Source organism: Serratia sp. NFX21 (assembly GCF_048517035.1).
In the GTDB taxonomy this organism is placed as follows: domain Bacteria; phylum Pseudomonadota; class Gammaproteobacteria; order Enterobacterales; family Enterobacteriaceae; genus Serratia; species Serratia quinivorans.
Genome location: NZ_CP183196.1, coordinates 103783 through 128060 on the forward strand (window position 1 = coordinate 103783; position 24278 = coordinate 128060).

The window sequence follows — 24278 nt, forward strand, 5'->3', positions numbered from 1 at the left end:
TTTCATTCCGCAGACTAATTAATCCGCACATTATTGTCTCGTTTCGCGGTAAAAAGCTCACTCAGCCCTCCCGGAAGAATGACATCATCACCGTGGACTGCTGGGGACTGGCCCTCAAATTAATAACGTATTTATAACCTGATTAGCCCTGATTCCGGCGAGTGTAGCCTCAGTCTAAGCCGCCAGTGACAATGCACCTAATGTTCTGCCGTGCATTCATCGGCACTATTGTCGTCATCGCGTTGGAATAACCCTCGTATTTCGCCCCGCAGCCATTGATTGCCACGGTCATGATGAGCGCGCTCATGCCAATACTGCATCACCGGGAACTGAGGTATTGGGAAAGGCACCGGATAAATATTCACCTTGCCCGCAGCCTGCAGTAACTGTGCCGCCTCATAGGTCACCGTGGCGAGCAGGTCCGTTTGGGCAATGATCTGGGTCAGGCTCAGAAAGTGGCTGGTCTGCAGTTTGACGTTGCGCACAATCCCCTGTTCCCTCATCGCCTGTTCGGCAATTTCCTGGCTGCGGATGCGCAAACGGGCAGTGACGTGCTCTGCCTGCAAGAACTGCGGCAATGACAGCGTTTTGCCAATCTGCGGATGGCCCTGGCGCACCGCACAGCAGAATCCACTGTAAAATAACCGCTGCTGATAAAAAACGGCGCGACGCAGGTCGGGAAAATAGCCGATAGCCAGATCGACCCGTCCGCTTTCCAGCGCCTCTTCCAATTGCGCCGGAGCCAGCTCATGGCTGACCACCGCCATCCCCGGGGCCACCTGGGCCAGATGGTTAATCAGAGGAGGTAAAAAATACTGCTCTCCGATGTCCGGCATACAGAGCGTTAGCGTTCTGCGGTTAGCCGCAGGATCAAACCCCACCGGTTGCAAAACATCGTCGCGGATCATCGACAGCACCCGCTCGACGGAGGGCATCAGTTCACTGGCCCGGTCAGTCGGGCGCATTTCGTTATTAATCCGCACAAACATCGGGTCGTCAAACAGTTGACGCAGGCGAGCCAGCGCATGGCTCACTGCCGGCTGGCTGATACCCAGCATCTGCCCCGCCAGGCCGACGCTACGCTGGCGAAAGATAGCGTCAAACACCACCAATAAATTCAAATCGACGTTCTTCAAATTCATTTTTCTTATTCGCCCAATAAATCACATTCGATTGATTGATTGTAGGCAGCAGATATTCTCTCAGTACATAAGAATTTTCATTTCATTAACAAAAATGCATCACAGGAGCGGTTATGCAGACAGGTGACCAGACCCACTCAGCCAGGCCAAAAGCACTGCACTGGATCGATGGCCAATGGCAGGACTCGACCAAACAAGGCATCAGTATCAGCCCGGCGGATGGCTCCGAACTGGGAGAATTTGCCGACGGCGGCACCGAGGAAGCCGCGATGGCGATTGCCGCCGCCCAACGCGCATTTGTGCCGGCATGGAGCCGCGACCGACAGTTGCGGGCCCGCTGCCTGAATCAAATGGCCGATCGATTTGAGCAGCATGCAGAAACCCTGGCCCGGATCCTGGCGCAGGACAACGGTAAACCGCTGAGTGAAGCCCGCTTTGAGGTTCAGTTCATTCCCAGCAAACTGCGCTATGCCGCCGCACTGGCCCTGACCACTTACGGGCGTGCCATGGAGATCCAGCCCGGCGCCTTATCCCGGGTGCTGTACGAGCCGCTGGGCGTGGTCGGGGTGATCACTCCGTGGAATTCACCGGCCATTCTTACCATCAGATCGCTGGCCCCGGCGTTGGCCGCGGGCAATACCGTCGTCATCAAACTTCCGGCTCAGACCGCTCAGGTTAACGCGGCATTCGCCCGCATTCTGGCCGAAGTCGACAGCCTGCCGCAGGGGGTGGTGAACCTGTTCACCGAAAGCGGCAGCGAAGGTGCCATGTTGCTGGTCAGCAGCCCGTCAGTCCCGGGCATCAGTTTTACCGGCAGCACCCGCACCGGACGCACATTGGCGGCCAACGCCATGCAGCGGGTCAAACGCATCTCGCTGGAATTAGGTGGGAAAACGCCGCACCTGCTGTTCGAAGACGCCGACCTGGATCGCGCCTTGCCGATGATCGTGCGTTCACTCACCACCTTCAGCGGTCAATTCTGTGTTACCGGCAGCCGTTTACTGGTGCAGCGCGCTATCTATCCGCAGGTTAAAGCCCGCATGGCCGCCTTGCTGGAGGCGGTAAAAATCGGGCCATCGCTGGAGGCGGGCGTTGAGTTGGGGCCGTTGATCGACCAACAAAGCGTCCTGCGGGTCGATGCCATGGTCACTGCCGCGCTGGCCCAGGGGGCCAAGGCCGTGGTTCGCGGTGGACCGGTAGTGGAAGGCCCCCTGGCCAAAGGCGCGTTCTACCGGCCGACCCTGCTGGAAGTGCCCAACAGCGATATGGACATTGTGCAGCAGGAGGTTTTCGGCCCGGTGCTCACGCTGGAGGCCTTTGACGACGAAGCGCAAGCGATCGCCTCCGCCAATCATAACGACTACGGGTTGGCCGCCAGTATCTGGTCGATGGATGCCAACCGCCCGCACCGGGTAGCGCGGGAAATTCAGGCCGGCAGCGTGTGGATCAACGACTGGGCGCAAATTCACGATGAGTTCGAAGAAGGTGGATACAAGCAGAGCGGCCTGGGGCGTTTGAACGGTATCGCCTCGCTGGACAGCTTTATCGAATACAAACACGTCTATCAAAATGTGGGGGTCACCGACCCGCAGAGGAATGACTAAATGAGCATCGATATTCAGCAACTGCAAAAGAAACATCTGTTCCCGCTATGGGAGTCACTGCATGGCCTGGTCCCCAATCAGCCAGAACCTCAGGCTACGCCCTATCAATGGCATTACGCTGAGGTCAAAGACGCGCTGCTGGATATCGGCTCAAAGATCGACATCGAACGTGCCGAACGCCGCGTGCTGGTCATGGAAAATCCGTCGCTGCCACCGGGCTCGTCACGCATCACCGACACGCTGTATGCCGGAATGCAAATGGTGCTGCCGGGTGAAATTGCCCCATTGCATCGCCACACCCCCACCGCGCTGCGCTTTATTCTGGAAGCCGAAGGCGGCAACACCACGGTGGACGGCGAAAAGACTACGCTGCACCCGGGGGATTTTATCATTACCCCTTCATGGCGTTGGCACCAGCACCAAAATGACACCGATAAACCGATATTCTGGCTCGATGGCCTGGATGCCCCGCTGCTGCACTTTCTCAAGGCCGGGTTTCGGCAAGATCGCCTGCCCGCAGGCCAAACGTTGGAGCCACGCCCTGAGGGCGATGCTCTGGCCCGTTACGGTACCGGCCTGATACCGCTGGAGTACCGCCCAACGGGGCAGAGCCAGCCCTCGCCGATATTTAACTATCCGTATCAACGCACCCGCGAAGCGCTGGAACAATTAAAGCGCCATAGCGAGATCGACCCGGCCAGCGCCATCAGCCTGCGTTATATCAATCCGGCCAACGGCGATTGGGCCATTCCCACCCTCGGCACCGTCATCACGCTGCTGCCAAGAGGCTTTACCAGCCTCTACCAACGTGGCAATGCCAGCCAGGTGCTGGTGGTGATGGAGGGAGAACTGGAAGTCCGGTTAACCGGCGGGATTCACTTCCGGCTAAAACCGAAAGACATTTTTGCGCTGCCTTCGTGGCTCAGCTATCAGTTGTCGGCACCTGACGGCGATACGGTCTGCTTTAGCTTTTCCGATCGGCCGGTGCTGGAAAAACTGGGGATCTGGCGGCACGAGATCACGCCTGAGGGCTAATACCACCAGCTCAATCGGCCCATTCAGCGGCTAACACCATCACATTTTTGCTTTCAGAGGGCCTATATCATGAAGATCTGCCGCTTCAATCACGACCGGATAGGGATCATCCGGCAGCAGCGGGTGTACGACATCACGCCAATGTTTCACGACATCCCCCCCGCCCACTGGCCCACACCGCCTGTCGACTGGATGATTAGCCATTTCCCCGACATTGCCTCACAGCTGGGTGCGAACTGGGAACGGCTGGAAAACTACCCGCTGGAGCAGGTAAGCCTGAACGCACCGGTGGCCAATCCCGGAAAAATTGTCGCTGCGCCAATTAATTACCGCGATCATATTGCCGAAGCCAATGCCGACCAGCAAATCAACCATGGCAAGGTCTATACCGATATCAGCGAATACGGTCTGTTTCTCAAGGCCAACAGCTCATTGTGCGGGCCGAACGAAATCATACCTCTGCCAATCCCCGGCCGACGAACCGATCCAGAGGTCGAACTGGCGGTGATCATTGGTCAACGTGCCCGGAACTTGCCCGTCGATCAGGCGCTGGAGGCGGTGTTCGGTTACGCTATCGGCATAGACATGACCGTGCGCGGCTCGGAGTTTCCCTCTTTTCGTAAATCGGCCGATGGGTTTTCGGTACTCGGCCCGTGGATTGTCACCCCTGACGAAATCGGCGATCCGAACACCCTGGATCTCAGCATTCGGGTCAACGGCCAACTCAGGCAGCACTCCAACACCCGCCACCTGATTTATAACGTACAACGCCTGATCGCCTATGCCTCGGCGATGTTTACCCTGTGGCCAGGGGACGTGATTTATACTGGTACGCCGTCTGGGGTCTCCGCGATACAGGCTGGCGACCGCATCGAGGTCAGTATCGAGCGCATAGGTGCGATGTCGGTCACGATCGCCGACAGCGTCCCCTGACTGGCCCTATTTTCGATGCCTCTGGCCCCGTATCTGTCGTACACTTCGCGCTATAGGTTCCACTATTGCCACGGTAACAGGTTGCATGAGAACACCGCTTATCACCCGTGAAGGGTACGACAAACTGAAACAAGAGCTGGACTACCTCTGGCGTGAAGATCGGCCAGAGGTCACTAAAAAAGTGACCTGGGCGGCCAGCCTCGGCGACAGAAGTGAAAATGCCGACTATCAGTACAACAAAAAACGGCTGCGGGAAATCGATCGCCGGGTACGTTACCTGACCAAATGCCTCGAACAGTTGAAGGTCGTCGACCACTCACCGCAGCAAGAAGGCAAAGTCTTCTTCGGCGCCTGGGTGGTGGTGGAAAACGAAGACGGTGAGATTAAACGCTTTCGCATCGTCGGCTATGACGAGATTTTTGGCCGCCGGGACTACATCTCCATCGATTCACCGATGGCCCGCGCCCTGCTGAAAAAAGAAGTGGGGGACGCCGCCACCGTCAACACTCCGGCAGGAGATGCGCTGTGGTATGTGAATGAGATCGAGTACGTTAAATAGAGCTGGCGACTAACCAGTCCATTATTAGGGAGAGCGTGCCGAAGGGGTCGTAGCGGGCTTGCCCGCCGACCAATTTGCCGGGAGCAAATTGGAACGACTGCCAGTCGGCCCGTAGGGTGGGACACATGGATGTGTCCCATAATGGCCCCTCGGTGCGCTAGGCCCGAGTATCTCGGGCTAAAATCAAACTTAAAAGATTTCAGTTTTTTCCGAGCGGCCGCCCGCCGCCGCGGTACAGGCCGTTTTGCGCGCCATGGCTACCGAGAGGCGGCCCGCTTCACTGGCATTTTCCCCGCGCAATCCGTATAACTGTCCCCCTGTTTACTAACCATTCCCAACAGATACCAGACATATGAATGACCCACTGAGCCGCATTATTGCAACAGAACTGCAGGCCCGGCCGGAGCAAGTTGACTCCGCCATCCGTCTGCTGGATGAAGGTAATACCGTGCCCTTTATTGCACGCTATCGTAAGGAAGTCACCGGGGGTCTGGACGATACCCAACTGCGCCAGCTGGAAACCCGCCTGGGTTATCTGCGTGAACTGGAAGACCGCCGTCAGACCATCCTTAAATCAATCGACGAGCAGGGCAAACTGACCGAACAACTGGCGGGGGCGATCACCGCCACGCAAAGCAAAACCGAACTTGAAGATCTCTACCTGCCGTACAAACCCAAGCGCCGCACCCGTGGGCAGATCGCGATTGAAGCCGGTCTGGAGCCCCTGGCAAACACCCTGTGGCAAGATCCTCAGCAGCAGCCTGAACAACTGGCCGAAGGCTACGTTGATGCCGACAAGGGCGTAGCGGACGTTAAAGCCGCCCTCGACGGCGCGCGTTACATTCTGATGGAGCGCTTTGCCGAAGACGCCGCGCTGCTGGCCAAGGTTCGTAATTACCTGTGGAAGCACGCGCATCTGGTCTCCAAAGTGGTGGAAGGCAAAGAAGAAGCCGGCGCGAAATTCCGCGACTACTTCGATCACCACGAACCTATTGCCCAGGTGCCTTCACACCGTGCGCTGGCCATGTTCCGTGGCCGCAACGAAGGCGTGCTGCAACTGGCGCTGAACGCCGACCCACAGTTTGAAGAAGCCCCGCGCGAAAGCCAGGCGGAACAGATCATCATCAGCCATCTCGATCTGCGCCTGAATAACGCCCCGGCAGACGCCTGGCGCAAAGCCGTGGTCAACTGGACCTGGCGCATCAAGGTGCTGCTGCATCTGGAAACCGAACTGATGAGCACCCTGCGCGAACGTGCGGAAGATGAAGCAATCAACGTCTTCGCCCGTAACATGCACGACCTGATGATGGCCGCACCGGCCGGCATGCGCGCAACCATGGGGCTGGATCCGGGCTTGCGTACCGGAGTCAAAGTGGCGGTGGTGGATGCCACCGGCAAACTGGTCGCCACCGACACCGTCTACCCGCACACCGGCCAGGCCGCCAAAGCCGCGGCCATCGTCGCGGCACTGTGCATCAAACACAAAGTGGAACTGGTCGCCATCGGCAACGGTACCGCATCGCGTGAGACCGAGCGTTTTTATCTTGATTTGCAACAGCAATTCGGCGAAGTCAAAGCGCAGAAAGTGATCGTCAGCGAAGCCGGTGCCTCGGTGTATTCCGCCTCCGAACTGGCGGCGCTGGAGTTCCCGAATCTCGACGTCTCGCTGCGTGGCGCCGTCTCCATCGCCCGTCGCCTGCAGGATCCGCTGGCCGAACTGGTCAAAATCGATCCGAAATCCATCGGTGTTGGTCAGTACCAGCACGATGTCAGCCAAAGCCAACTGGCGAAAAAACTCGATTCGGTGGTTGAAGACTGCGTAAACGCCGTCGGGGTTGATCTGAACACCGCTTCGGTGCCGCTGCTGACCCGCGTGGCCGGCCTGACCCGCATGATGGCGCAGAACATCGTTACCTGGCGTGATGAGAATGGCCGTTTCAGCAACCGCGAACAGCTGTTGAAAGTCAGCCGCCTGGGGCCAAAAGCCTTTGAGCAGTGCGCCGGCTTCCTGCGTATCAACCACGGCGACAACCCGCTGGACGCCTCGACCGTTCACCCGGAAACCTACCCGGTGGTCGAACGTATTCTGGCCGCCACCCGCCAGGCACTGCAAGATCTGATGGGTAACCCGGCAGCGGTACGCAGCCTGAAGGCCAGCGATTTCACCGACGACAAGTTCGGCGTGCCAACGGTGACCGACATCCTGAAGGAGTTGGAGAAACCGGGCCGCGATCCGCGTCCGGAATTCAAAACCGCCACCTTCGCCGAGGGCGTTGAAACCCTGAGCGACCTGCAGCCGGGGATGATTTTGGAAGGCTCGGTGACCAACGTCACCAACTTCGGGGCCTTTGTGGATATCGGCGTGCATCAGGACGGTCTGGTGCATATCTCCTCGTTGGCGGACAAGTTTGTCGAAGATCCGCACACCGTGGTGAAAGCCGGTGACATCGTCAAAGTGAAGGTGATGGAAGTGGATCTGCAGCGCAAACGCATCGCGCTGAGCATGCGTCTGGACGAGCAACCGGGTGAAGGTTCACCACGCCGCGGCGGTAACGCCGCCCCGGCCAGGGACAACGCCAACCGGGCGCCGGCCAATAAGGCCAAACCGCGCGGCAACAACAATACCTCGGCGGGTAACAGCGCCATGGGTGATGCGCTGGCGGCGGCATTCGGCAAAAAATCTTAATCAGGCCCTGACCAGGCCTATGGGATGCAGGGCGGAGTTCACTCCGCCCTTTCCTGCCGAACTATCCCCGCAATTTTTTGACCCGCCTCAATAAACCTGCATATTTCTTCAATCTTGCCAACAACCATAATGACCCGCTGTTTCAGGCCTGAAAATAGCGCTGCATAGCCATCGATTAACACCGTTATTAACATCATGTTCTCATTTTGGTATTTCTCAGAGAAACACAAATAGTTACTGCTCGTATTCAGCCGATGAGATGTTGCCAAATAAATACCAATAGTAACGCTGCCGGATTATGACTATTGAATTTGTCGCTAATTTTTTCAAACTGGAAAAAATCACTACAATCACGTAACTGATTTAACTCACCATTCGCATTTGCACCCCGCCAGAGCGGGTGATAAAAGTAGTCCTGTCAGGCAATCCCGATCGTAAAATGTGATCGCCACAACCTTTGGTTACCAATACCCCTATTTTTTGTATTGAATACGATAATGATTCTCACTATTATTATTTTGCGTGTTCACTGCATTACCTCATGGATTGAAAACGTCGGCAGCCCGTAGCTTTGCTCGGCGCTTCCTCAGGAACGTTCTTTTATCATCATCGGCCCAATAAGCTGGGCTCAGGGAAGGTTACATGCATCTTCAGCCTAAACGATCGTATAAGATCGCCGGCTTCGCCAATGACATTGGCCCAGCCTACCGCCAGAAACTTTTATCCCTCGGCATGCTGCCGGGTTCATCGTTTGAAGTAGTACGCGTAGCGCCGCTGGGTGACCCAATAGAAATTAAAACCCGCCGCGTCAGCCTGGTGCTGCGTAGGAAAGATCTGGCCCTGATCCTGCTCGACGGCCAATCCTGACGCTGAGCCGCCTTGCCTTGGCCATGCACATCGCCTGGCCCCATTTCCCTTGACTGATATCACGCAACATTATGAAAAAACTCACTATTGGCTTAATAGGAAATCCTAATTCCGGTAAGACGACGCTGTTTAACCAGCTTACCGGGGCGCGCCAGCGGGTCGGGAACTGGGCGGGGGTGACGGTAGAACGTAAAGAAGGCTTGTTCACCACGCCGCAATCCCAGGTCAAGCTGGTCGATCTGCCCGGCACCTACTCCCTGACCACCATCTCGGAGCAAACCTCACTCGACGAACAGATCGCCTGCCACTACATTCTGAGCGGCGACGCCGATCTGCTGATCAACGTGGTCGACGCTTCCAATCTGGAGCGCAATCTGTACCTGACGCTGCAACTGCTGGAGCTGGGTATTCCCTGCATCGTCGCGCTGAACATGCTGGATATTGCCAGAAGTCAGAAAATTGATATTGATATTGCCGCACTGTCCGCACGCCTCGGCTGCCCGGTGGTACCGCTGGTCTCCACCAAGGCCGACGGTATTGGCGTGTTAAAGCAAATGATCGACAATCATCAGTTCAACGAATTGAAAGCGCTGGTGCTCTACCCACCGGTGCTGCTGAAAGAAATGACCACGCTGAGCGACGCGATGCCGCAAAACTTGCCAAGCGAACAGCGTCGCTGGCTGGCACTGCAGATGCTGGAGGGCGATATCTACAGCCATACTTTGGCCGGCCCGGCAGCAGCTCTGCTGCCGGCAGCCAAAGAGGCACTGCGACAGCAGCAACAGGAAGACCCGGCACTGGTGATCGCCGATGCGCGCTATCAGTCAATCACCACCCTGTGTGACGCCGTCAGTAATTCTCAGCAGGCGATGCCGAACCGCCTGACCGAAGCATTGGATAAAGTGATCCTCAATCGCTGGCTGGGGGTGCCGATCTTCCTGTTGGTGATGTATCTGATGTTCCTGCTGGCGATCAACATCGGCGGCGCGCTACAGCCTATTTTCGATATTGGCTCAGCGGCCATCTTTATCCAGGGCATTCAATGGTTGGGCTACACCCTGCATTTCCCTGAATGGCTGACGATTTTCCTGGCGCAGGGGGTCGGTGGCGGTATCAATACCGTGCTGCCGCTGGTGCCACAAATCGGCATGATGTATCTGTTCCTGTCATTCCTTGAAGACTCCGGCTACATGGCGCGGGCGGCCTTCGTGATGGATCGTCTGATGCAGGCACTCGGGCTGCCGGGTAAATCTTTCGTGCCGCTGATTGTCGGTTTCGGCTGCAACGTGCCGTCCATCATGGGCGCCCGCACGCTGGATGCTCAGCGCGAACGCCTGATGACCATCATGATGGCGCCATTTATGTCCTGTGGCGCCCGGTTGGCAATCTTCGCCGTGTTTGCCGCCGCCTTCTTCGGCCAGGACGGCGCGGGCGTGGTGTTCTCCCTGTATATGCTCGGCATTGTGGTGGCGATCCTCACCGGGCTGGTGCTGAAATACACCATCATGCGCGGCGAAGCTTCCCCCTTCGTTATGGAGCTGCCGGTTTACCACGTGCCGCACCTGAAAAGTCTGCTGCTGCAAACCTGGCAGCGGCTGAAAGGCTTCGTGCTTCGCGCCGGTAAAGTGATTGTGATTGCCAGCATCTTCATTGGTGGCCTGAACAGCTTTTCATTCAGCGGCAAGCCGGTGGATAACATCAATGACTCCGCGCTGGCGTCGGTATCCAAGGTGCTGACACCGCTGCTAGAGCCGATGGGCGTACACAATGATAACTGGCAGGCCACCGTCGGCCTGGTCACCGGGGCCATGGCGAAAGAAGTGGTGGTCGGCACGCTGAACACGCTGTACACCGCCGAACGCATCAATAACACCGAGTTTGACGCCGCCAACTTTAATCTGTTGGACGAACTGGGCGGTGCCCTTGATACCACCTGGCAGGGCTTGAAAGACACCTTCAGCCTGAGCGTGCTGTCCAACCCGATTGAGGCCAGCAAGGGTGACGGGGAAATGGACGTCGGTTCGATGGGCGTGATGAGCAGTAAATTCGGTTCAGGAATCTCCGCCTACAGCTACCTGATTTTCGTGTTGCTGTACGTCCCCTGCGTCTCGGTCATGGGGGCTATCGCCCGTGAATCCAGCCGTGGCTGGATGACCTTCTCCATTCTCTGGGGGCTGAATGTCGCTTACTCGTTGGCCACGCTGTTTTATCAGGTCGCCACCTTCGGCCAGCACCCGCAGTACAGCCTGACGGCGATCGTCATTGTGGTGCTGTTCAATCTGTTGATCCTGTTCGGCCTGCGCCGGGCGCGCAGCCGGGTAACGGTTCGCCTGGGCAACGCCACACCTGCGGCATGCTGTCAGGGTGGCAAGGGAAACTGTCACTGATGGCCGGCCTGTTGCAGATCCGCGATGCATTGGCGCTGCACGGAAACGTGCAGGCGCTGCAACTCAGCCGTCAGTTGGCCGCCCCGCTGCCGTTAGTGCAGGCCATGCTGGAGCGTTTAATCGCGATGGGGAAAGTAGAGCGAATCGAGCAGGATAACAGCGCCTGCCTGAGCGGCAGTTGCAAAAGTTGCCCTGAGGGCCAGAAGTGCAGCAGTACCGTGGTGTATCGTTTGAAGTAATGGAGGTTGGGGCGCAGCACAAAGCACGCCCCAACTTAACTGATTCAATCGTTATTATTTGTCTTTATACACGTCAGCAGTAGCGCTGAATTTACCGTGTTCACGGCCAGCAATAATCACATAATACTGACCGCCTTTCTCATCAGCCAGTTTGGACAGTTCTTCTTTTGCATCCATTGGCGACGTGGTCTGTGCGGTAGTAGACACCGAACCCACTTTCTCGTATTTACCCGGATTCTTGGCCAGATCTTCCTTGGTCAGCAGGGTGGCTGCCATGGTGCTGAAAGACACTGAACCTACAACTAACGCGGCAATAATCATTTTCAAAGATTTCATTACATTACCTCTCAATGGATAGTTTATTTATTATGAAAGCTGTCCAGAGTAAATGCGTCATAACACCAGTTGCCGTGACATCTGCTGACCTCGTTGCTTTCCCTGACGAGAGCCGTTTCCCAGAGACGAAACGCCAAAGTGAAAAAACCATGGGTGATTTTTTCATTTTCAACCAACGCAGTTACCCCCTTAAGTATCGGACAGCTTTATTTTTTATCCACTAAACTGCTCTTTTTTTAGCGCTTTATTGTGCGTTTTGGCGGCAGATCCCATTTTCGGCCACAAAAGTGCCAATAATTTCTGCAAATTCATCAGGCTGGGAAATGAATGGCGCATGAGCCGCTTTCGCAATGATGATTGATGATGAGTGAGGCCAACTGACGTCGAGCAATCCGGCGACCTTACGCGGCACCAATCCGTCCAGATAACCGTAAATCCGCAACAGTGGCAGTGACAGCCCCGCCAGCGACTGGCGCAAGTCAGCGGTCCGCAGTATCTCAAGCCCGCCGTTCAGTACTTCAACGCTCGGCATCGGCTGGTTAAGCACTACCGATTTCAGCAAACGGGCGTCCTGCCGCGCACTTTCCGTGCCCAACGTTTGTAATGCCAGAAAACGCTCTACGGTGCGCTGGAAATCCTGACTCAGCTGATGCTGAAAACCGCTTAGCACCTCCGGGCGGATCCCCGGCCAATCATCCTGTGCCGCAAAGCAGGGTGAAGAGGCCACGGTAATCAACCCATGCACCCGATGTGGCTGCGTCAACGCAATCTGGCTGGCCACCAACCCACCGAGCGACCAACCCAACCACCAGGCCTGCGCCGGCGCGGCGTCCAACACAATTTCCGCCATTTGCTCAAGCGACATGGCAGCAAATCCCTGGCTGCGGCCATAACCCGGCAGATCGACCAGATGCAGACGAAAATGCGGCGTCAGCCGCTCAAGCATGCAACTCCATACTTCCGCATTCAGCCCCCAGCCGTGCAGCAGCACAAGATCGCGATCGCCTTCACCTATTGTTTGCCAGTACAACGCTGTCATCGGTTATTGTCCTTTCATTCTCATCCGTCAGGGAGGACGGCTATGCTATCAATCTACAGCCGCTGTTGGCTATGCCGACAGCCATTACGCCTCAGCCATCATGGCATTTGCAGCTATTGCCTGCGCCACCTGCCGACCAAGCCCTTATGCTGCCCCCGCTGCGGCCTGCCCGCCGGCGATGCCGCATTACCCTGTGGCCGCTGCCTGCAGCAACCGCCCCCTTGGCAGGCACTGGTGTTCGTCAGCGATTATCAGGCCCCATTGCGTCAGCTAATCAAAAAATTCAAGTTTCAGCATACGCCGGAGCTGGCGCCGCTGCTGGCTCGGCTAATTTTGCTAAACTGGCAACAAGCGCATCGAGAGCAGTATTTGAACAGACCCGATGTGATTTTAGCGGTACCCTTGCAGGCAAAACGTTGCTGGCGACGCAGCTATAACCAGAGCAGCCTGCTGGCACGACCGCTGGCCTACTGGTTGGGCTGCGACTACCGCCCCGCCGCCCTGAGCCGGGTACGCAAAACTGCCCCACAGCAAGGGTTGCCGGCCCGCATGCGGCGGCGTAATCTGCGCGGAGCATTTCGTTGCCACGAATCCCTCGAGGGCCGACACATCGCCCTGCTGGACGATGTAGTCACGACGGGCAGCACGGTGGCGGAAATTGCCAGGTTGTTGCAGCGGCAGGGCGTGGCATCAATACAGATTTGGTGCGTTTGCCGCACGTTGTAGTGCCACGGCAATGGGCGTATTATAACCTAGTATAGAAGTCAACTATTTGAACTAACGAGCTAATGCCATGATTCGTATAACAGATACTGCACAGGAACACTTTGCCAAACTGCTGGCAAATCAAGAGGAAGGCACCCAAATCCGCGTATTCGTGATCAACCCGGGTACGCCTACGGCCGAATGCGGTGTCTCTTATTGCCCGCCGGACGCGGTTGAAGCAACAGACACCGAGCTGAAGTTCGAAAAACTGTCCGCCTATATCGACGAACTGAGCAAACCTTATCTGGACGATGCCGAAATTGACTTCGTCACCGACCAACTGGGCTCGCAGCTGACGCTCAAAGCGCCAAACGCCAAAATGCGCAAAGTGGACGACAACGCACCGCTGATGGAGCGCGTTGAATACGTACTGCAGTCACAGATCAACCCACAGCTGGCAGGCCACGGTGGCCGTGTGACGCTGATGGAAATCACTGATGACAGCCTGGCGATCCTGCAGTTCGGTGGCGGCTGTAACGGTTGTTCCATGGTCGATGTGACCCTGAAGGAAGGCATCGAGAAAGAGCTGCTGCAGAAGTTCCCTGAACTGAAAGGCGTGCGCGATTTGACCGAACACCAGCGCGGCGAGCACTCTTATTATTAATCCCCTGTTCCAGGGCAACATGCCCCACAGCGGATAAAAAAATGCCGGATTCGGTTTACCCAATCCGGCATTTTTACCTCAATTAGCCTACCGATACCTTACGCCGCCGCTTGTCCAAATCCTTCAGCAATCGGTTAACCTGTTGATCGGCAAACATCTCCTCCAGCGTTTGGGTCAGTTTACGCCGCCAGTTAGGGTACTGACTGCTGGTACCGGGAATATTGACCGGATCCGCCATGTCCAGCCAGTCTTCCGGCTGCAGACCCAGCAACGCGCTGGCGCTGTCGGCAACGTAACGCTGCAAGCCCCGGTTAAGCAGCGGGCTCATATTCAACAACGCCGCCTTTTTGCCCACCTTCTGCGGCACACAACCATAGTGGTGCAGCCCGTCCAGCAACCCCTGCTTGGCACGTTCGCGGTCGGCAAACAGCCCTTTGAGGATCTCCGCATCCGGATACAACCCCAGTTGGTTGCCCAACTGCAGGTCACCACTTTGCCAATAGCCGCGCAGCGTTGGCAGATCGTGCGTGGTAATGGTCGCCATGGCCTGCACCGGATAGGCCTGCGGCGCGCGGAAATGGTTCTCACCGTCACGTTCGAAATACAGCACCTTATAGGAATAGACCCCGCTGTCGCGCAACTTCGCGACAATCTCAACCGGAACGGTACCGAGGTCTTCGCCAATCACCATACAGCGGTGGCGTTGGCTTTCCAGCGCCAGCACCGCCAACAGGTCATCCACCGGGTATTTCACATAGGCACCGTGAACCGCAGTTTCACCGTAGGGGATCCACCACAGGCGCAGTAACGCCATCACATGATCAATGCGCAGCGCGCCGCAACTGGTCATATTGGCACGCAGCAGATCGATAAACGGCTGGTAGCCGCGCGCCGCCATCACATGCGGGTCCATCGGCGGCAGGCCCCAGTTTTGTCCGAGCGGCCCCAGAATGTCCGGCGGCGCCCCCACCGAGGCTTTCAGACAATAAAGATCGCGCTCACACCAGGTTTCCGCGCCCCCTTCTGCCACGCCGACCGCCAAATCGCGGTACAGGCCAATCGGCATCTGCTGTTGCTGACTCAGGCGGAAACAATCGGCGAACTGGCTGGCGGCCAGCCACTGCAGCCACAGGTAAAACTGCACCTGATCCTGCTGCTGCTGACAAAATTGCTGCACCGCAGCGCTGTCGCCCTGTTGATATTGTTCAGGCCAGGCCGGCCAGCCCCACAGGCTGCTGTCAACGGCTGCCAAATGGGCATGCAGCGCATCAAAGGCCGCCTGCTGATACAGGCTGTCACCACCGTCGAGAACAAACTGCTCAAATGCCTGACGCTGCTCGTCACCCGCTTTGCGCGCCTGGAACTGCGGGAACGCCAGCGTCAACGCCGCCAGCTTAAGCTGCGTCACCGTGCTGTAATCCACCAGTTCGCTGCTGCGCGCGGCGGCCAGTTTCTTTTGCGTGGCCGGTTTCAACCACCATCGCTGCGCGGCCTCGTTGCGCTGGAAATCTTCCACCGCGTTCACATCGATATAAATCACGTTCAGCCAGCGGCGCGATGACGGGCTGTACGGGCTGGCGCTTTCCGGGTTGGCAGGATACAGCGCATGGATCGGGTTCAGTCCAACGAAAGCACCGCCCCTTTCACCGACCTGCTCCACCATCTGGCGCAGATCGCCAAAGTCACCGATACCCCAGTTACTGTCGGATCGCAGGGTATAAAGCTGGACGCAAGCGCCCCACAACTTCTTTCCGGTCAGCAAGGCATCCGGTTCATAGCAGCGTTTCGGTGCCACGATCAGCCGGCACTGCCACTGCTGCTCGCCCTGTTTCAGCGTCAGTTGGTGATACCCCGGAGGTAACTCAACCGGCAGGGTAAAGGTTTTACGCGCACTGGCGCGCCCCTGTTGCTGACCACCGTCTTCGCGCTGCAGCGTCCACAGATACTCGCCGCTCCCTGCCAGCGGCAATGCCACCGGCGCCCCCTGATAGAAGACCTTCACCGCCGGTAGTGGCAGTACTACGGCCTCCTGCGGGGTCGTGCTGCGCCCCATGGCGTCCAGCAGTCGGCGCTTGGTGTCCTCAGCGATCGCCTGCTGTTGACCGTGGGCATTAATATAATCGGCAGCGATACCCGCCTGAGCTGCCGCCTGATCGATGACCTTGCGATCCATTCGCTCTCCTTAACGTTTGGCTTGCCAGATACGCTGTTGGTAGTCGCGGATCGAGCGATCCGAACTGAACATACCGACCCGCGCGGTGTTAAGAATAGTACGGCGCGTCCACTCATCACGGTCACGATAGAGTTCATCTACCTGCTGTTGAGCTTTGCAATAAGAAGCAAAGTCCGCCAGCACCAAATAAGGGTCGCCACCTTCCAGCAGGCTGTGCAGCATCATGTCGAAAGCATGCTTGTCGCCGTGGCTGAATGCGCCGCTCGCCAGTTCGTCCAGGATCGCCTTCAGGTGCTTGTCTTTCTTGCGATAGCTGAGCGGGTCATAGCCTTTCGCCAGCAGCGCCTTCACCTGATCCACGGTGTTACCGAAGATAAAGATATTGTCTTCACCCACCTGCTCGGCGATTTCCACGTTGGCGCCATCCAAGGTGCCGACGGTCAGCGCACCATTCAACGCCAGCTTCATATTGCCGGTACCGGAGGCTTCTTTGCCTGCGGTGGAGATCTGCTCGGAAATATCCGCCGCCGGGATCATCAATTCAGCGACAGACACGCGGTAGTCAGGGATAAACGCCACTTTCAGTCGATCCTTCACCAGCGGATCGTTGTTGATCTTTTCCGCCGCCTGGTTGATCGCGTAAATGATGTTCTTGGCCAGGTAGTAACCCGGTGCCGCTTTGGCGCCGAACAGGAATACCCGCGGCACGATATCCAACTGCGGGTTATCGCGCAGTTGGCGATACAGCGACAGAATGTGCAGCAGGTTCAAATGCTGGCGTTTGTATTCGTGCAGGCGTTTAATTTGCACGTCGAAAATCGCGTCCGGATTGAGCGTCAGCCCCATCACGTCGTGCACATAGTTTGCCAACACGACTTTGTTATCGCGCTTAATTTGCTGATAACGCTGACGGAACGCCGCATCATCGGCGTATTTCTCCAGCCCTTTCAGGGCGTCGAGATCGTTGGCCCACTCCACCTTCAGCGTTTCATCAATCAGCCCTGACAGCGCCGGGTTACACTGCTTCAACCAGCGGCGTGGCGTAATGCCGTTGGTGACGTTATGGAATTTGTTGGGCCACAATTGGTGGTATTCCGGGAACAGATCCTTCACCACCAGATCGGAGTGCAACTGTGCCACGCCGTTGACCGCAAAGCCGCTGACCACGCACAGGTTTGCCATCCGCACCTGTTTATCATGATGCACTGCCAGCTTGGCCCACACCGCGTCGTCGCCCGGCCAATGTTTATCCACCAGCTTTTTGAAGTTGGCGTTGATCTGCTTGATGATGGAGAAATGACGCGGCAGCAGGCTGCGCACCAGCTTCTCATCCCAGCACTCCAGCGCTTCCGGCATCAGGGTATGGTTGGTGTAGGCGAAGGTTTTGCTGGTAATAGCCCAGGCGGCATCCCAGTCCAACTGATGCTCATCGAGCAGAATGCGCAGCATTTCCGGAATGGCGATGGTCGGGTGAGTATCGTTCAGCTGGATCACTTCGTACTTCGGCAGGTCTTCAATCTTGCGGCCCGCCAAATGGTGCTTACGCAGAATATCCGCCACCGAACAGGCACACTGGAAGTATTGCTGCATCAGGCGCAGGCGCTTGCCCGCCTGGTGGTTGTCATTCGGATACAGCACCTTGGTCAGCTTGGCGGCTTCCACGCCCTGCTTCTCCGCCTGCAGGAATTTGCCATCGTTGAAATCGCTCAGATCAAACGGATGCTGATGGGTGGCCTGCCACAGGCGTAGCGGTTGGGTCACGCCATTACGGAAGCCCAACACCGGCAGATCCCAGGCTTCACCGCGCAGGGTAAACTCAGGGCGCCACAGCTCGCGGCCATCGGCCAGTTTCTCCAGTTTTCCACCGATACCAACATCCACCGACAGCGCCGCATTGTGGCGGAACCACGGGTAGCTTTCGCGCTGCCAGTTGTCCGGGGCTTCTTGCTGCTGGCCGCCGCTAAATGACTGACGGAACAGCCCATACTGGTAATTCAGCCCGTAGCCGGTGGCCGGTTGTTCCACTGTGGCCATCGAATCCAGGAAACAGGCCGCCAGACGCCCCAGCCCGCCATTGCCCAACGCCGGATCGGTTTCCTGCTCCAGCAGGTCCGCCAGCTTGATATCCTGTTCCGCCAATGCCTGTTCGACGGTGTCGTACCAGCCCAGGTTAATCAGGTTGTTAGCCGTCAGGCGGCCAATCAAAAACTCCATCGAAATGTAGTTCACATGGCGCAGCGGCTTATTGCTTTTACGCGGCGCAGGCTGTGCAGCAAGCTGCTCGGCCAGGGCGCGGCTGACTGCTTCCCACCATTGGTGCTGGGTCATCTGTTGTGCAGAACTGAGGCCAAACTGTTGCCACTGACGGGTCAGTGCCGCCAGAAAAGCATCCTTTTTAAGCATAGGCTGTGACATAAGGAAAACTCTCTATCCAGTAAGTGGGTCAAATTACCGTTATCGTGCCGGGGAGAAAGAGTGAAGGCATCATCCCGCCTGGGGATTAGCTGGGGAGGAGGATTGGGGCGTAGCTAAAATTGTGATCTCAGGCACTTTTTGACTCCCTTGCATCATGCAAAAAAGCCCACCGACGAAGGCAGCGAGCACCGAGAATAAGGTGAAAACTTGTTCAATAACGTTAGCATAGTTATTGCAGCGGCTATAGTGTTGCACACAGCCGGAAATGCTTTTCTGCATCTGCGTCACCAAACCGCGCCACCACGCCGCGATTCCACAGGGATTTGCCTGCAAACGTAAAAAAGTGTGATCAATAGCAATATAACTCCAAGCCAATGCTGAACCTTGTTGCAATACGTTTAACGTTGTCAGAAGTTAGGAGGGGGATTAATTACGAGCCATAAAATAATTAGCCTCACTCCGATCCCGGCAGGCGTCGCGATGAATAAAACGCCATCGGGCAGGCCTACGGCGGCGGGAACCGCGCTTTTCACTCTGGAATACTATGCTGATCCCATCAAAACTGAGCCGCCCGGTACGGCTGCAAAATACCGTGATCCGCGATCGCCTGTTGGCCAAACTGGCCAGCACGGCCAACTATCGCCTGACATTGGTCAATTGCCCTGCGGGATACGGAAAAACGACGCTGGTCGCACAATGGGCGGCCGGCAAATCAGATTTGGGCTGGTACTCGCTGGATGAAAGCGACAACCAGCCCGAGCGTTTCGCCAGCTATCTGATCGCCGCCCTGCAACTCGCCAGCGGCGGTCACTGCGTGAAGAGCGAGGCGCTGAGCCAAAAGCATCAGTACGCCAGCCTGTCGGCGCTGTTTGCCCAACTGTTTATCGAACTTTCCGACTGGCACCAACCGCTGTATCTGGTGATTGATGACTATCACCTGATCACCAATGATGTCATTCATGAAGCCATGCGCTTCTTCCTGCGCCACCAGCCGGAAAACCTGACGCTGATCCTGCTGTCCCGCACCCTGCCGCCGCTCGGCATTGCCAATTTGCGCGTGCGCGACCAACTGCTGGAAATGGGTACGCAACAGTTGGCATTTACCCATCAGGAAGCCAAACAGTTCTTCGACTGCCGCCTGGTGTCACCAATGGAATCGCAAGACAGCAGCCGCCTGTGCGATGAGGTTGAAGGTTGGGCCACCGCGCTGCAGTTGATCGCCCTGTCCGCCCGGCAGTCGACCTCCTCCGCCCAACAGTCCGCCAAGCGCCTGGCCGGGCTGAACGCCAGCCATCTGTCGGATTATTTGGTGGACGAAGTGCTGGATCACGTCGACGCCGAGGCGCGCGCCTTTCTGCTGCGCTGTTCGGTGCTGCGCTCGATGAATGATGCACTGATCGTACGTCTGACCGGCGAAGACAACGGCCAGCAACGGCTGGAAGAGCTGGAACGTCAGGGGTTATTTATCCACCGTATGGACGACAGCGGTGAATGGTTCTGCTTCCATCCGCTGTTCGCCACTTTCCTGCGTCAACGCTGCCAATGGGAGCTGGCGCTGGAGCTGCCCGGCTTGCACCGTGCCGCCGCCGAAGGCTGGCTGGCACTGGGTTACCCGGCAGAGGCTATTCACCACGCGCTGGCCGCCAGCGACGTCAGCATGCTGCGCGACATCCTGCTGCAGCACGCCTGGTCGCTGTTCCATCACAGCGAATTGGCCTTGCTGGAAGAGTGTCTGAATGCGCTCCCCTATGAACGGCTGATCCAAAATCCCAAACTGGCGCTGCTGCAGGCTTGGCTGGCGCAAAGTCAACACCGCTACAGCGAAGTGAACACCCTGCTGGAACGCGCCGAACAGGCGATGCGCGAGCAAAAAATTGAGGTCGATCGCACCCTGGAGGCCGAATTTGACGCCCTGCGCGCCCAGGTGGCGATCAACGCCGGTAAACCGGAAGAGGCCGAGCGCCTGGCGACCGAGGCGCTGAAGTTCCTGCCACTATCCAGCTATTACAGCCGCATTGTCGCCACCTCGGTGACCGGCGAAGTCCACCACTGCAAGGGCGAACTGGCCCGTGCGCTGCCGATGATGCAGCAAACCGAACAGATGGCACGGCGTCATCAGGCTTACCACTATGCGCTGTGGGCGCTGTTGCAGCAGAGCGAAATTCTGATTGCTCAGGGTTTCCTGCAGGCCGCCTTTGAGACACAGGACAAGGCGTTTGAACTGGTACGCGAACAACATCTGGAACAGTTGCCGATGCATGAGTTCCTGCTGCGCATCCGTTCACAGATCCTGTGGTCATGGTCGCGGCTGGACGAAGCGGAAGACGCGGCGCGCGAAGGTCTGAAAATCCTGGCCAACTACCAGCCCCAGCAACAGTTGCAGTGCATCGCCATGCTGGCCAAGTGTTCTCTGGCCCGTGGCGATCTCGATAACGCCAATGCGCACATGCAGCGTTGCGAAGTGCTGCTGCACGGTACCCAGTACCATCGCGACTGGCTGACCAACGCCGACAAACCGCGGGTGATCCACTGGCAGATGACCGGCGATACTACCGCCGCTGCCCAATGGCTGCGCCAGACTGAAAAGCCGGGCATGGCGGATAACCACTTTATGCAGGGCCAGTGGCGCAACATTGCCCGGGTACAAATCATGCTGGGCCAGTATGAAGAGGCCGAAGTGGTATTGGATGAACTCAACGAAAACGCCAGACGCCTGCGGCTGGTCAGCGATCTGAACCGTAACCTGCTGCTCAGCAATCAACTTTACTGGCAGATGGAGCGCAAAAGCGACGCACAAAAGGTGCTGATGGAAGCGCTGTCACTGGCCAGCCGCACCGGATTTATCAGTCACTTCGTCATTGAAGGCGAGGCGATGGCGCAACAGCTACGCCAACTGATCCAGCTCAATACGCTGCCGGAGCTGGAAAACCACCGCGCCCAACGTATCCTGCGCGACATCAACCAGCATCATCGGCATAAGTTTGCGCATTTTGACGAGAACTTCGTCGATAAGCTGCTAACTCATCCACAGGTGCCCGAGTTAATCCGCACCAGTCCGCTGACACAGCGCGAATGGCAGGTGCTGGGGCTGATTTATTCCGGTTACAGCAACGACCAGATCGCCGGTGAACTGGCAGTGGCCGCCACCACCATCAAAACCCATATTCGTAACCTGTACCAGAAGCTGGGTGTGGCCCACCGCCAGGAAGCAGTGCAGCAGGCACAACAGCTGCTGAAGATGATGGGATATGGCGCTTAAAAACCACAACGTCGCTCTGGTCTTAATTGCCTCGGAGTTGGTTACAATAGCGACATTATTTAATTACGAGGCAGTCGGAAGTCATGGAACAGTTTGAAGCGATCAACGTTGAGCAGGCATACAGCCGTTGGAAAGACGGCAGCGCCGCCCTGGTTGATATCCGCGATCCACAGAGTTTTGAAGCCGGGCACACACCGGGCGCTTTTCATCTCACCAACGCCAGCCTGCAGACTTTTATGCAGCAGAATGATTTTGAACGGCCGGTGATGGTGATGTGCTACCACGGCAACAGCAGCCGCAGCGCGGCGCAATACCTGCTGCATCAGGGGTTTGACGCGGTATACAGCATCGACGGTGGCTTTGAGGCCTGGGCGCGTCAGTATCCGCAGGACGTTGAAACCTCCGCATAATCCTCTTCCCGCCCGCGGCGGCGGGTTCCTTCCTCGCGCCGTTAGTGAGTGTTTTTACTGGTTTTTCGCAGATCCTTTGCCTGCGCTCAGGATTTCGACGCTATAATCGGCCGTCAACGCCATCGGGTCACCGGCGGCTAAAATCATTCACTTAGACGGAAGAGCAATGGTTAGAGTAATCGCCGTATCCAATCCCCGCCTGGCGCAGGCCTTTGTCGACTACATGACGACACAGGGCATTGAGCTTAGGGTGCACAATACCGGCGAGGCGGCGGAAATCTGGCTGGCAGACGACAGCCATCTGGAGCAGGTGCAGCACGAACTGCAGCAGTTTCTGATCGACCCGCTTAACAGTCGCTATCGCGCCGCCAGTTGGCAGGCCGGCAATACCGATGCCGACCTGCACTATCAGGGCTTTTCCTATCTGCAAACCCTGCGCAGCAAGGCCGGGCCGCTGACGCTCGGCGTGATGGCTCTGTGCATTGTGGTCTATATCCTGATGCAGATATTGGGCGATGATACCCTGATGTACTGGCTCTCCTGGCCGCAAGACAGCAGCCAGTACCTGCAGCTGTGGCGCTGGGTCAGCCACGCTTTCCTCCATTTCTCACTGCTGCACATCACCTTTAACCTGCTGTGGTGGTGGTATCTCGGCGGCCCGCTGGAAAAACGCCTCGGCAGCGGCAAACTGTTCGTGCTGGCAGTGGTCTCGGCCTTCTTCAGCGGCTGGGCGCAGTCACTGTTTAGCGGTGCCCTGTTCGGCGGCCTGTCCGGCGTAGTCTACGCGCTGATGGGCTACTGCTGGCTCAGCGGCGAGCGAGCACCGGAACGCGGTCTGATGCTGCCGCGCGGCCTGATGGTGTTTTCCGTCCTGTGGCTGGTGGCCGGATATTTCGATATTTTAGGAATGTCGATCGCTAACGCGGCACACGTAGCCGGTTTAGTGTTAGGGTTATTGATGGCATTTTGGGACACGCGTCATCGCGCGCATAACGAACAATAACAGCCAGGTACAAGCCAGGCGTTTTAGGGGATTACCGTGAAGCAAACACAGCGTCATGACGCTATTATCGAACTGGTGCGCCTGCAGGGTTATGTCAGTACCGAAGAGCTGGTCGAACATTTTGACGTTAGCCCGCAAACGATTCGTCGTGATTTGAATGACCTGGCCGATCAGAACAAAATCCAACGCCACCACGGTGGGGCAGCCTTGCCTTCCAGTTCGGTCAATGCCGCCTACAACGATCGCAAAGTGATGTGGTCGGAACAGAAAGCGCGTATCGCTCAACGCGTCGCCAGCCAGATCCCGGACGGCGCCACGCTGTTTATCGACATCGGCACCACCCCGGAAGCGGTCGCCCATGCGCTGATGAATCACAAGAACCTGCGCGTGGTGACCAATAACCTGAACGTCGCCACTCTGCTGACCGCCAAGGAAGATTTCCGTCTGATCCTGGCCGGTGGCGAGGTACGTACCCGCGACGGCGGTATCATGGGTGAGGCCACGCTGGACTTTATCTCCCAGTTCCGTCTCGATTACGGCATTCTGGGTATCAGCGGCATCGATATGGACGGCTCGCTGCTTGAATTCGACTATCACGAAGTGCGCACCAAACGCGCAATTATCGAAAATTCACGCTGCGTGATGTTGGTCACCGACCATTCCAAATTCGGCCGCAACGCGATGGTTAACCTCGGCAATATGAGCCTGATCGACTACCTGTTTACCGATCAACTACCGCCGCCAAGCGTGATGAAAATCATCGAGCAGTACGACGTACAGCTGGAGTTGTGTTAAGCCCTTCTCTCGCATCTTCTCCTTTTG

General features: G+C 57.1%; 20 protein-coding genes. 14 read left to right on the forward strand and 6 right to left on the reverse strand.

Annotated elements, in window-relative coordinates; translation table 11 throughout:
• Positions 1–197: 197 nt before the first annotated feature.
• A complete protein-coding gene (locus ACNT1W_RS00605; RefSeq protein ID WP_419246279.1) occupies positions 198–1142 on the reverse strand; it encodes a LysR family transcriptional regulator in 945 nt (314 codons plus the stop codon).
• 113 nt (positions 1143–1255) lie between these two features.
• Here ACNT1W_RS00605 and ACNT1W_RS00610 point away from each other — a divergent pair, with 113 nt between their 5' ends.
• The 8 genes from ACNT1W_RS00610 to ACNT1W_RS00645 all read left to right on the forward strand — a co-directional run bounded on the left by ACNT1W_RS00610 (position 1256) and on the right by ACNT1W_RS00645 (position 11452).
• Positions 1256–2746 (forward strand): aldehyde dehydrogenase family protein, encoded by a 1491-nt coding sequence (locus ACNT1W_RS00610; RefSeq protein WP_419246280.1) that lies wholly within the window; start codon positions 1256–1258, stop codon positions 2744–2746.
• Positions 2747–3781 (forward strand): cupin domain-containing protein, encoded by a 1035-nt coding sequence (locus ACNT1W_RS00615; protein ID WP_112364257.1) that lies wholly within the window; start codon positions 2747–2749, stop codon positions 3779–3781.
• 69 nt (positions 3782–3850) lie between these two features.
• The gene (locus tag ACNT1W_RS00620) at positions 3851–4714 is read left to right on the forward strand and encodes a fumarylacetoacetate hydrolase family protein (protein ID WP_012147300.1); all 864 of its coding nucleotides are present in this window, start codon (positions 3851–3853) and stop codon (positions 4712–4714) included.
• 85 nt (positions 4715–4799) lie between these two features.
• Positions 4800–5273, forward strand: coding sequence for a transcription elongation factor GreB (gene greB, locus ACNT1W_RS00625; protein ID WP_115183602.1), 474 nt, complete (start codon positions 4800–4802; stop codon positions 5271–5273).
• Positions 5274–5625: 352 nt separating this feature from the next.
• A complete protein-coding gene (locus ACNT1W_RS00630) occupies positions 5626–7959 on the forward strand; it encodes a Tex family protein (RefSeq protein ID WP_017894300.1) in 2334 nt (777 codons plus the stop codon).
• Between the two features lie 642 nt (positions 7960–8601).
• Positions 8602–8826 (forward strand): ferrous iron transporter A, encoded by a 225-nt coding sequence (gene feoA, locus ACNT1W_RS00635; protein ID WP_012147303.1) that lies wholly within the window; start codon positions 8602–8604, stop codon positions 8824–8826.
• Between the two features lie 71 nt (positions 8827–8897).
• Positions 8898–11213 carry a Fe(2+) transporter permease subunit FeoB gene (gene feoB, locus ACNT1W_RS00640; RefSeq protein WP_411227898.1) on the forward strand — a complete coding sequence of 772 codons (2316 nt, stop codon included), beginning with the start codon at positions 8898–8900 and terminating at the stop codon, positions 11211–11213.
• Positions 11213–11452, forward strand: coding sequence for a FeoC-like transcriptional regulator (locus tag ACNT1W_RS00645; protein ID WP_012147305.1), 240 nt, complete (start codon positions 11213–11215; stop codon positions 11450–11452). The genes feoB and ACNT1W_RS00645 overlap by 1 nt, the downstream gene beginning before the upstream one ends.
• Before the next feature lie 54 nt (positions 11453–11506).
• On the opposite strand, the gene ACNT1W_RS00650 is transcribed toward ACNT1W_RS00645, so the two are convergent.
• Together ACNT1W_RS00650 and bioH are read right to left on the reverse strand one after the other, a co-directional pair.
• A complete protein-coding gene (locus tag ACNT1W_RS00650) occupies positions 11507–11788 on the reverse strand; it encodes a YdgH/BhsA/McbA-like domain containing protein (protein ID WP_012147306.1) in 282 nt (93 codons plus the stop codon).
• 244 nt (positions 11789–12032) lie between these two features.
• Positions 12033–12827, reverse strand: coding sequence for a pimeloyl-ACP methyl ester esterase BioH (gene bioH / locus ACNT1W_RS00655; protein WP_259191281.1), 795 nt, complete (start codon positions 12825–12827; stop codon positions 12033–12035).
• Positions 12828–12869: 42 nt separating this feature from the next.
• Between bioH and gntX the strand changes: the two genes are divergently transcribed.
• Both gntX and nfuA read left to right on the forward strand, forming a co-directional pair.
• Positions 12870–13553: a DNA utilization protein GntX gene (gene gntX / locus ACNT1W_RS00660; protein ID WP_419246281.1), complete on the forward strand. Its 684-nt coding sequence runs from the start codon at positions 12870–12872 to the stop codon at positions 13551–13553.
• Between the two features lie 67 nt (positions 13554–13620).
• Entirely contained in the window at positions 13621–14196 is a 576-nt protein-coding gene (gene nfuA / locus ACNT1W_RS00665; RefSeq protein WP_012147309.1) for a Fe-S biogenesis protein NfuA, read from the forward strand.
• Positions 14197–14278: 82 nt separating this feature from the next.
• Here nfuA and malQ read toward each other — a convergent pair whose 3' ends face one another.
• From malQ to ACNT1W_RS00680, 3 genes are all read right to left on the reverse strand, one after another.
• Complete coding sequence (gene malQ, locus ACNT1W_RS00670; protein WP_419246282.1) at positions 14279–16369, reverse strand: 4-alpha-glucanotransferase; 2091 nt, start codon at positions 16367–16369, stop codon at positions 14279–14281.
• A 9-nt stretch (positions 16370–16378) separates the two neighbouring features.
• On the reverse strand, positions 16379–18784 hold the full coding sequence (gene malP, locus ACNT1W_RS00675; protein ID WP_218218598.1) for a maltodextrin phosphorylase: 2406 nt from the start codon (positions 18782–18784) through the stop codon (positions 16379–16381).
• A 69-nt stretch (positions 18785–18853) separates the two neighbouring features.
• Complete coding sequence (locus ACNT1W_RS00680; protein ID WP_223272804.1) at positions 18854–19177, reverse strand: hypothetical protein; 324 nt, start codon at positions 19175–19177, stop codon at positions 18854–18856.
• 151 nt (positions 19178–19328) lie between these two features.
• Here ACNT1W_RS00680 and malT point away from each other — a divergent pair, with 151 nt between their 5' ends.
• From malT to ACNT1W_RS00700, 4 genes are all read left to right on the forward strand, one after another.
• Complete coding sequence (gene malT, locus ACNT1W_RS00685) at positions 19329–22043, forward strand: HTH-type transcriptional regulator MalT (protein WP_017894307.1); 2715 nt, start codon at positions 19329–19331, stop codon at positions 22041–22043.
• An 83-nt stretch (positions 22044–22126) separates the two neighbouring features.
• Positions 22127–22453 carry a thiosulfate sulfurtransferase GlpE gene (glpE, locus tag ACNT1W_RS00690; protein ID WP_012147313.1) on the forward strand — a complete coding sequence of 109 codons (327 nt, stop codon included), beginning with the start codon at positions 22127–22129 and terminating at the stop codon, positions 22451–22453.
• Between the two features lie 166 nt (positions 22454–22619).
• Positions 22620–23456: a rhomboid family intramembrane serine protease GlpG gene (glpG, locus tag ACNT1W_RS00695; protein WP_012147314.1), complete on the forward strand. Its 837-nt coding sequence runs from the start codon at positions 22620–22622 to the stop codon at positions 23454–23456.
• A 36-nt stretch (positions 23457–23492) separates the two neighbouring features.
• The gene (locus ACNT1W_RS00700; RefSeq protein ID WP_012147315.1) at positions 23493–24251 is read left to right on the forward strand and encodes a DeoR/GlpR family transcriptional regulator; all 759 of its coding nucleotides are present in this window, start codon (positions 23493–23495) and stop codon (positions 24249–24251) included.
• Positions 24252–24278: the final 27 nt, after the last annotated feature.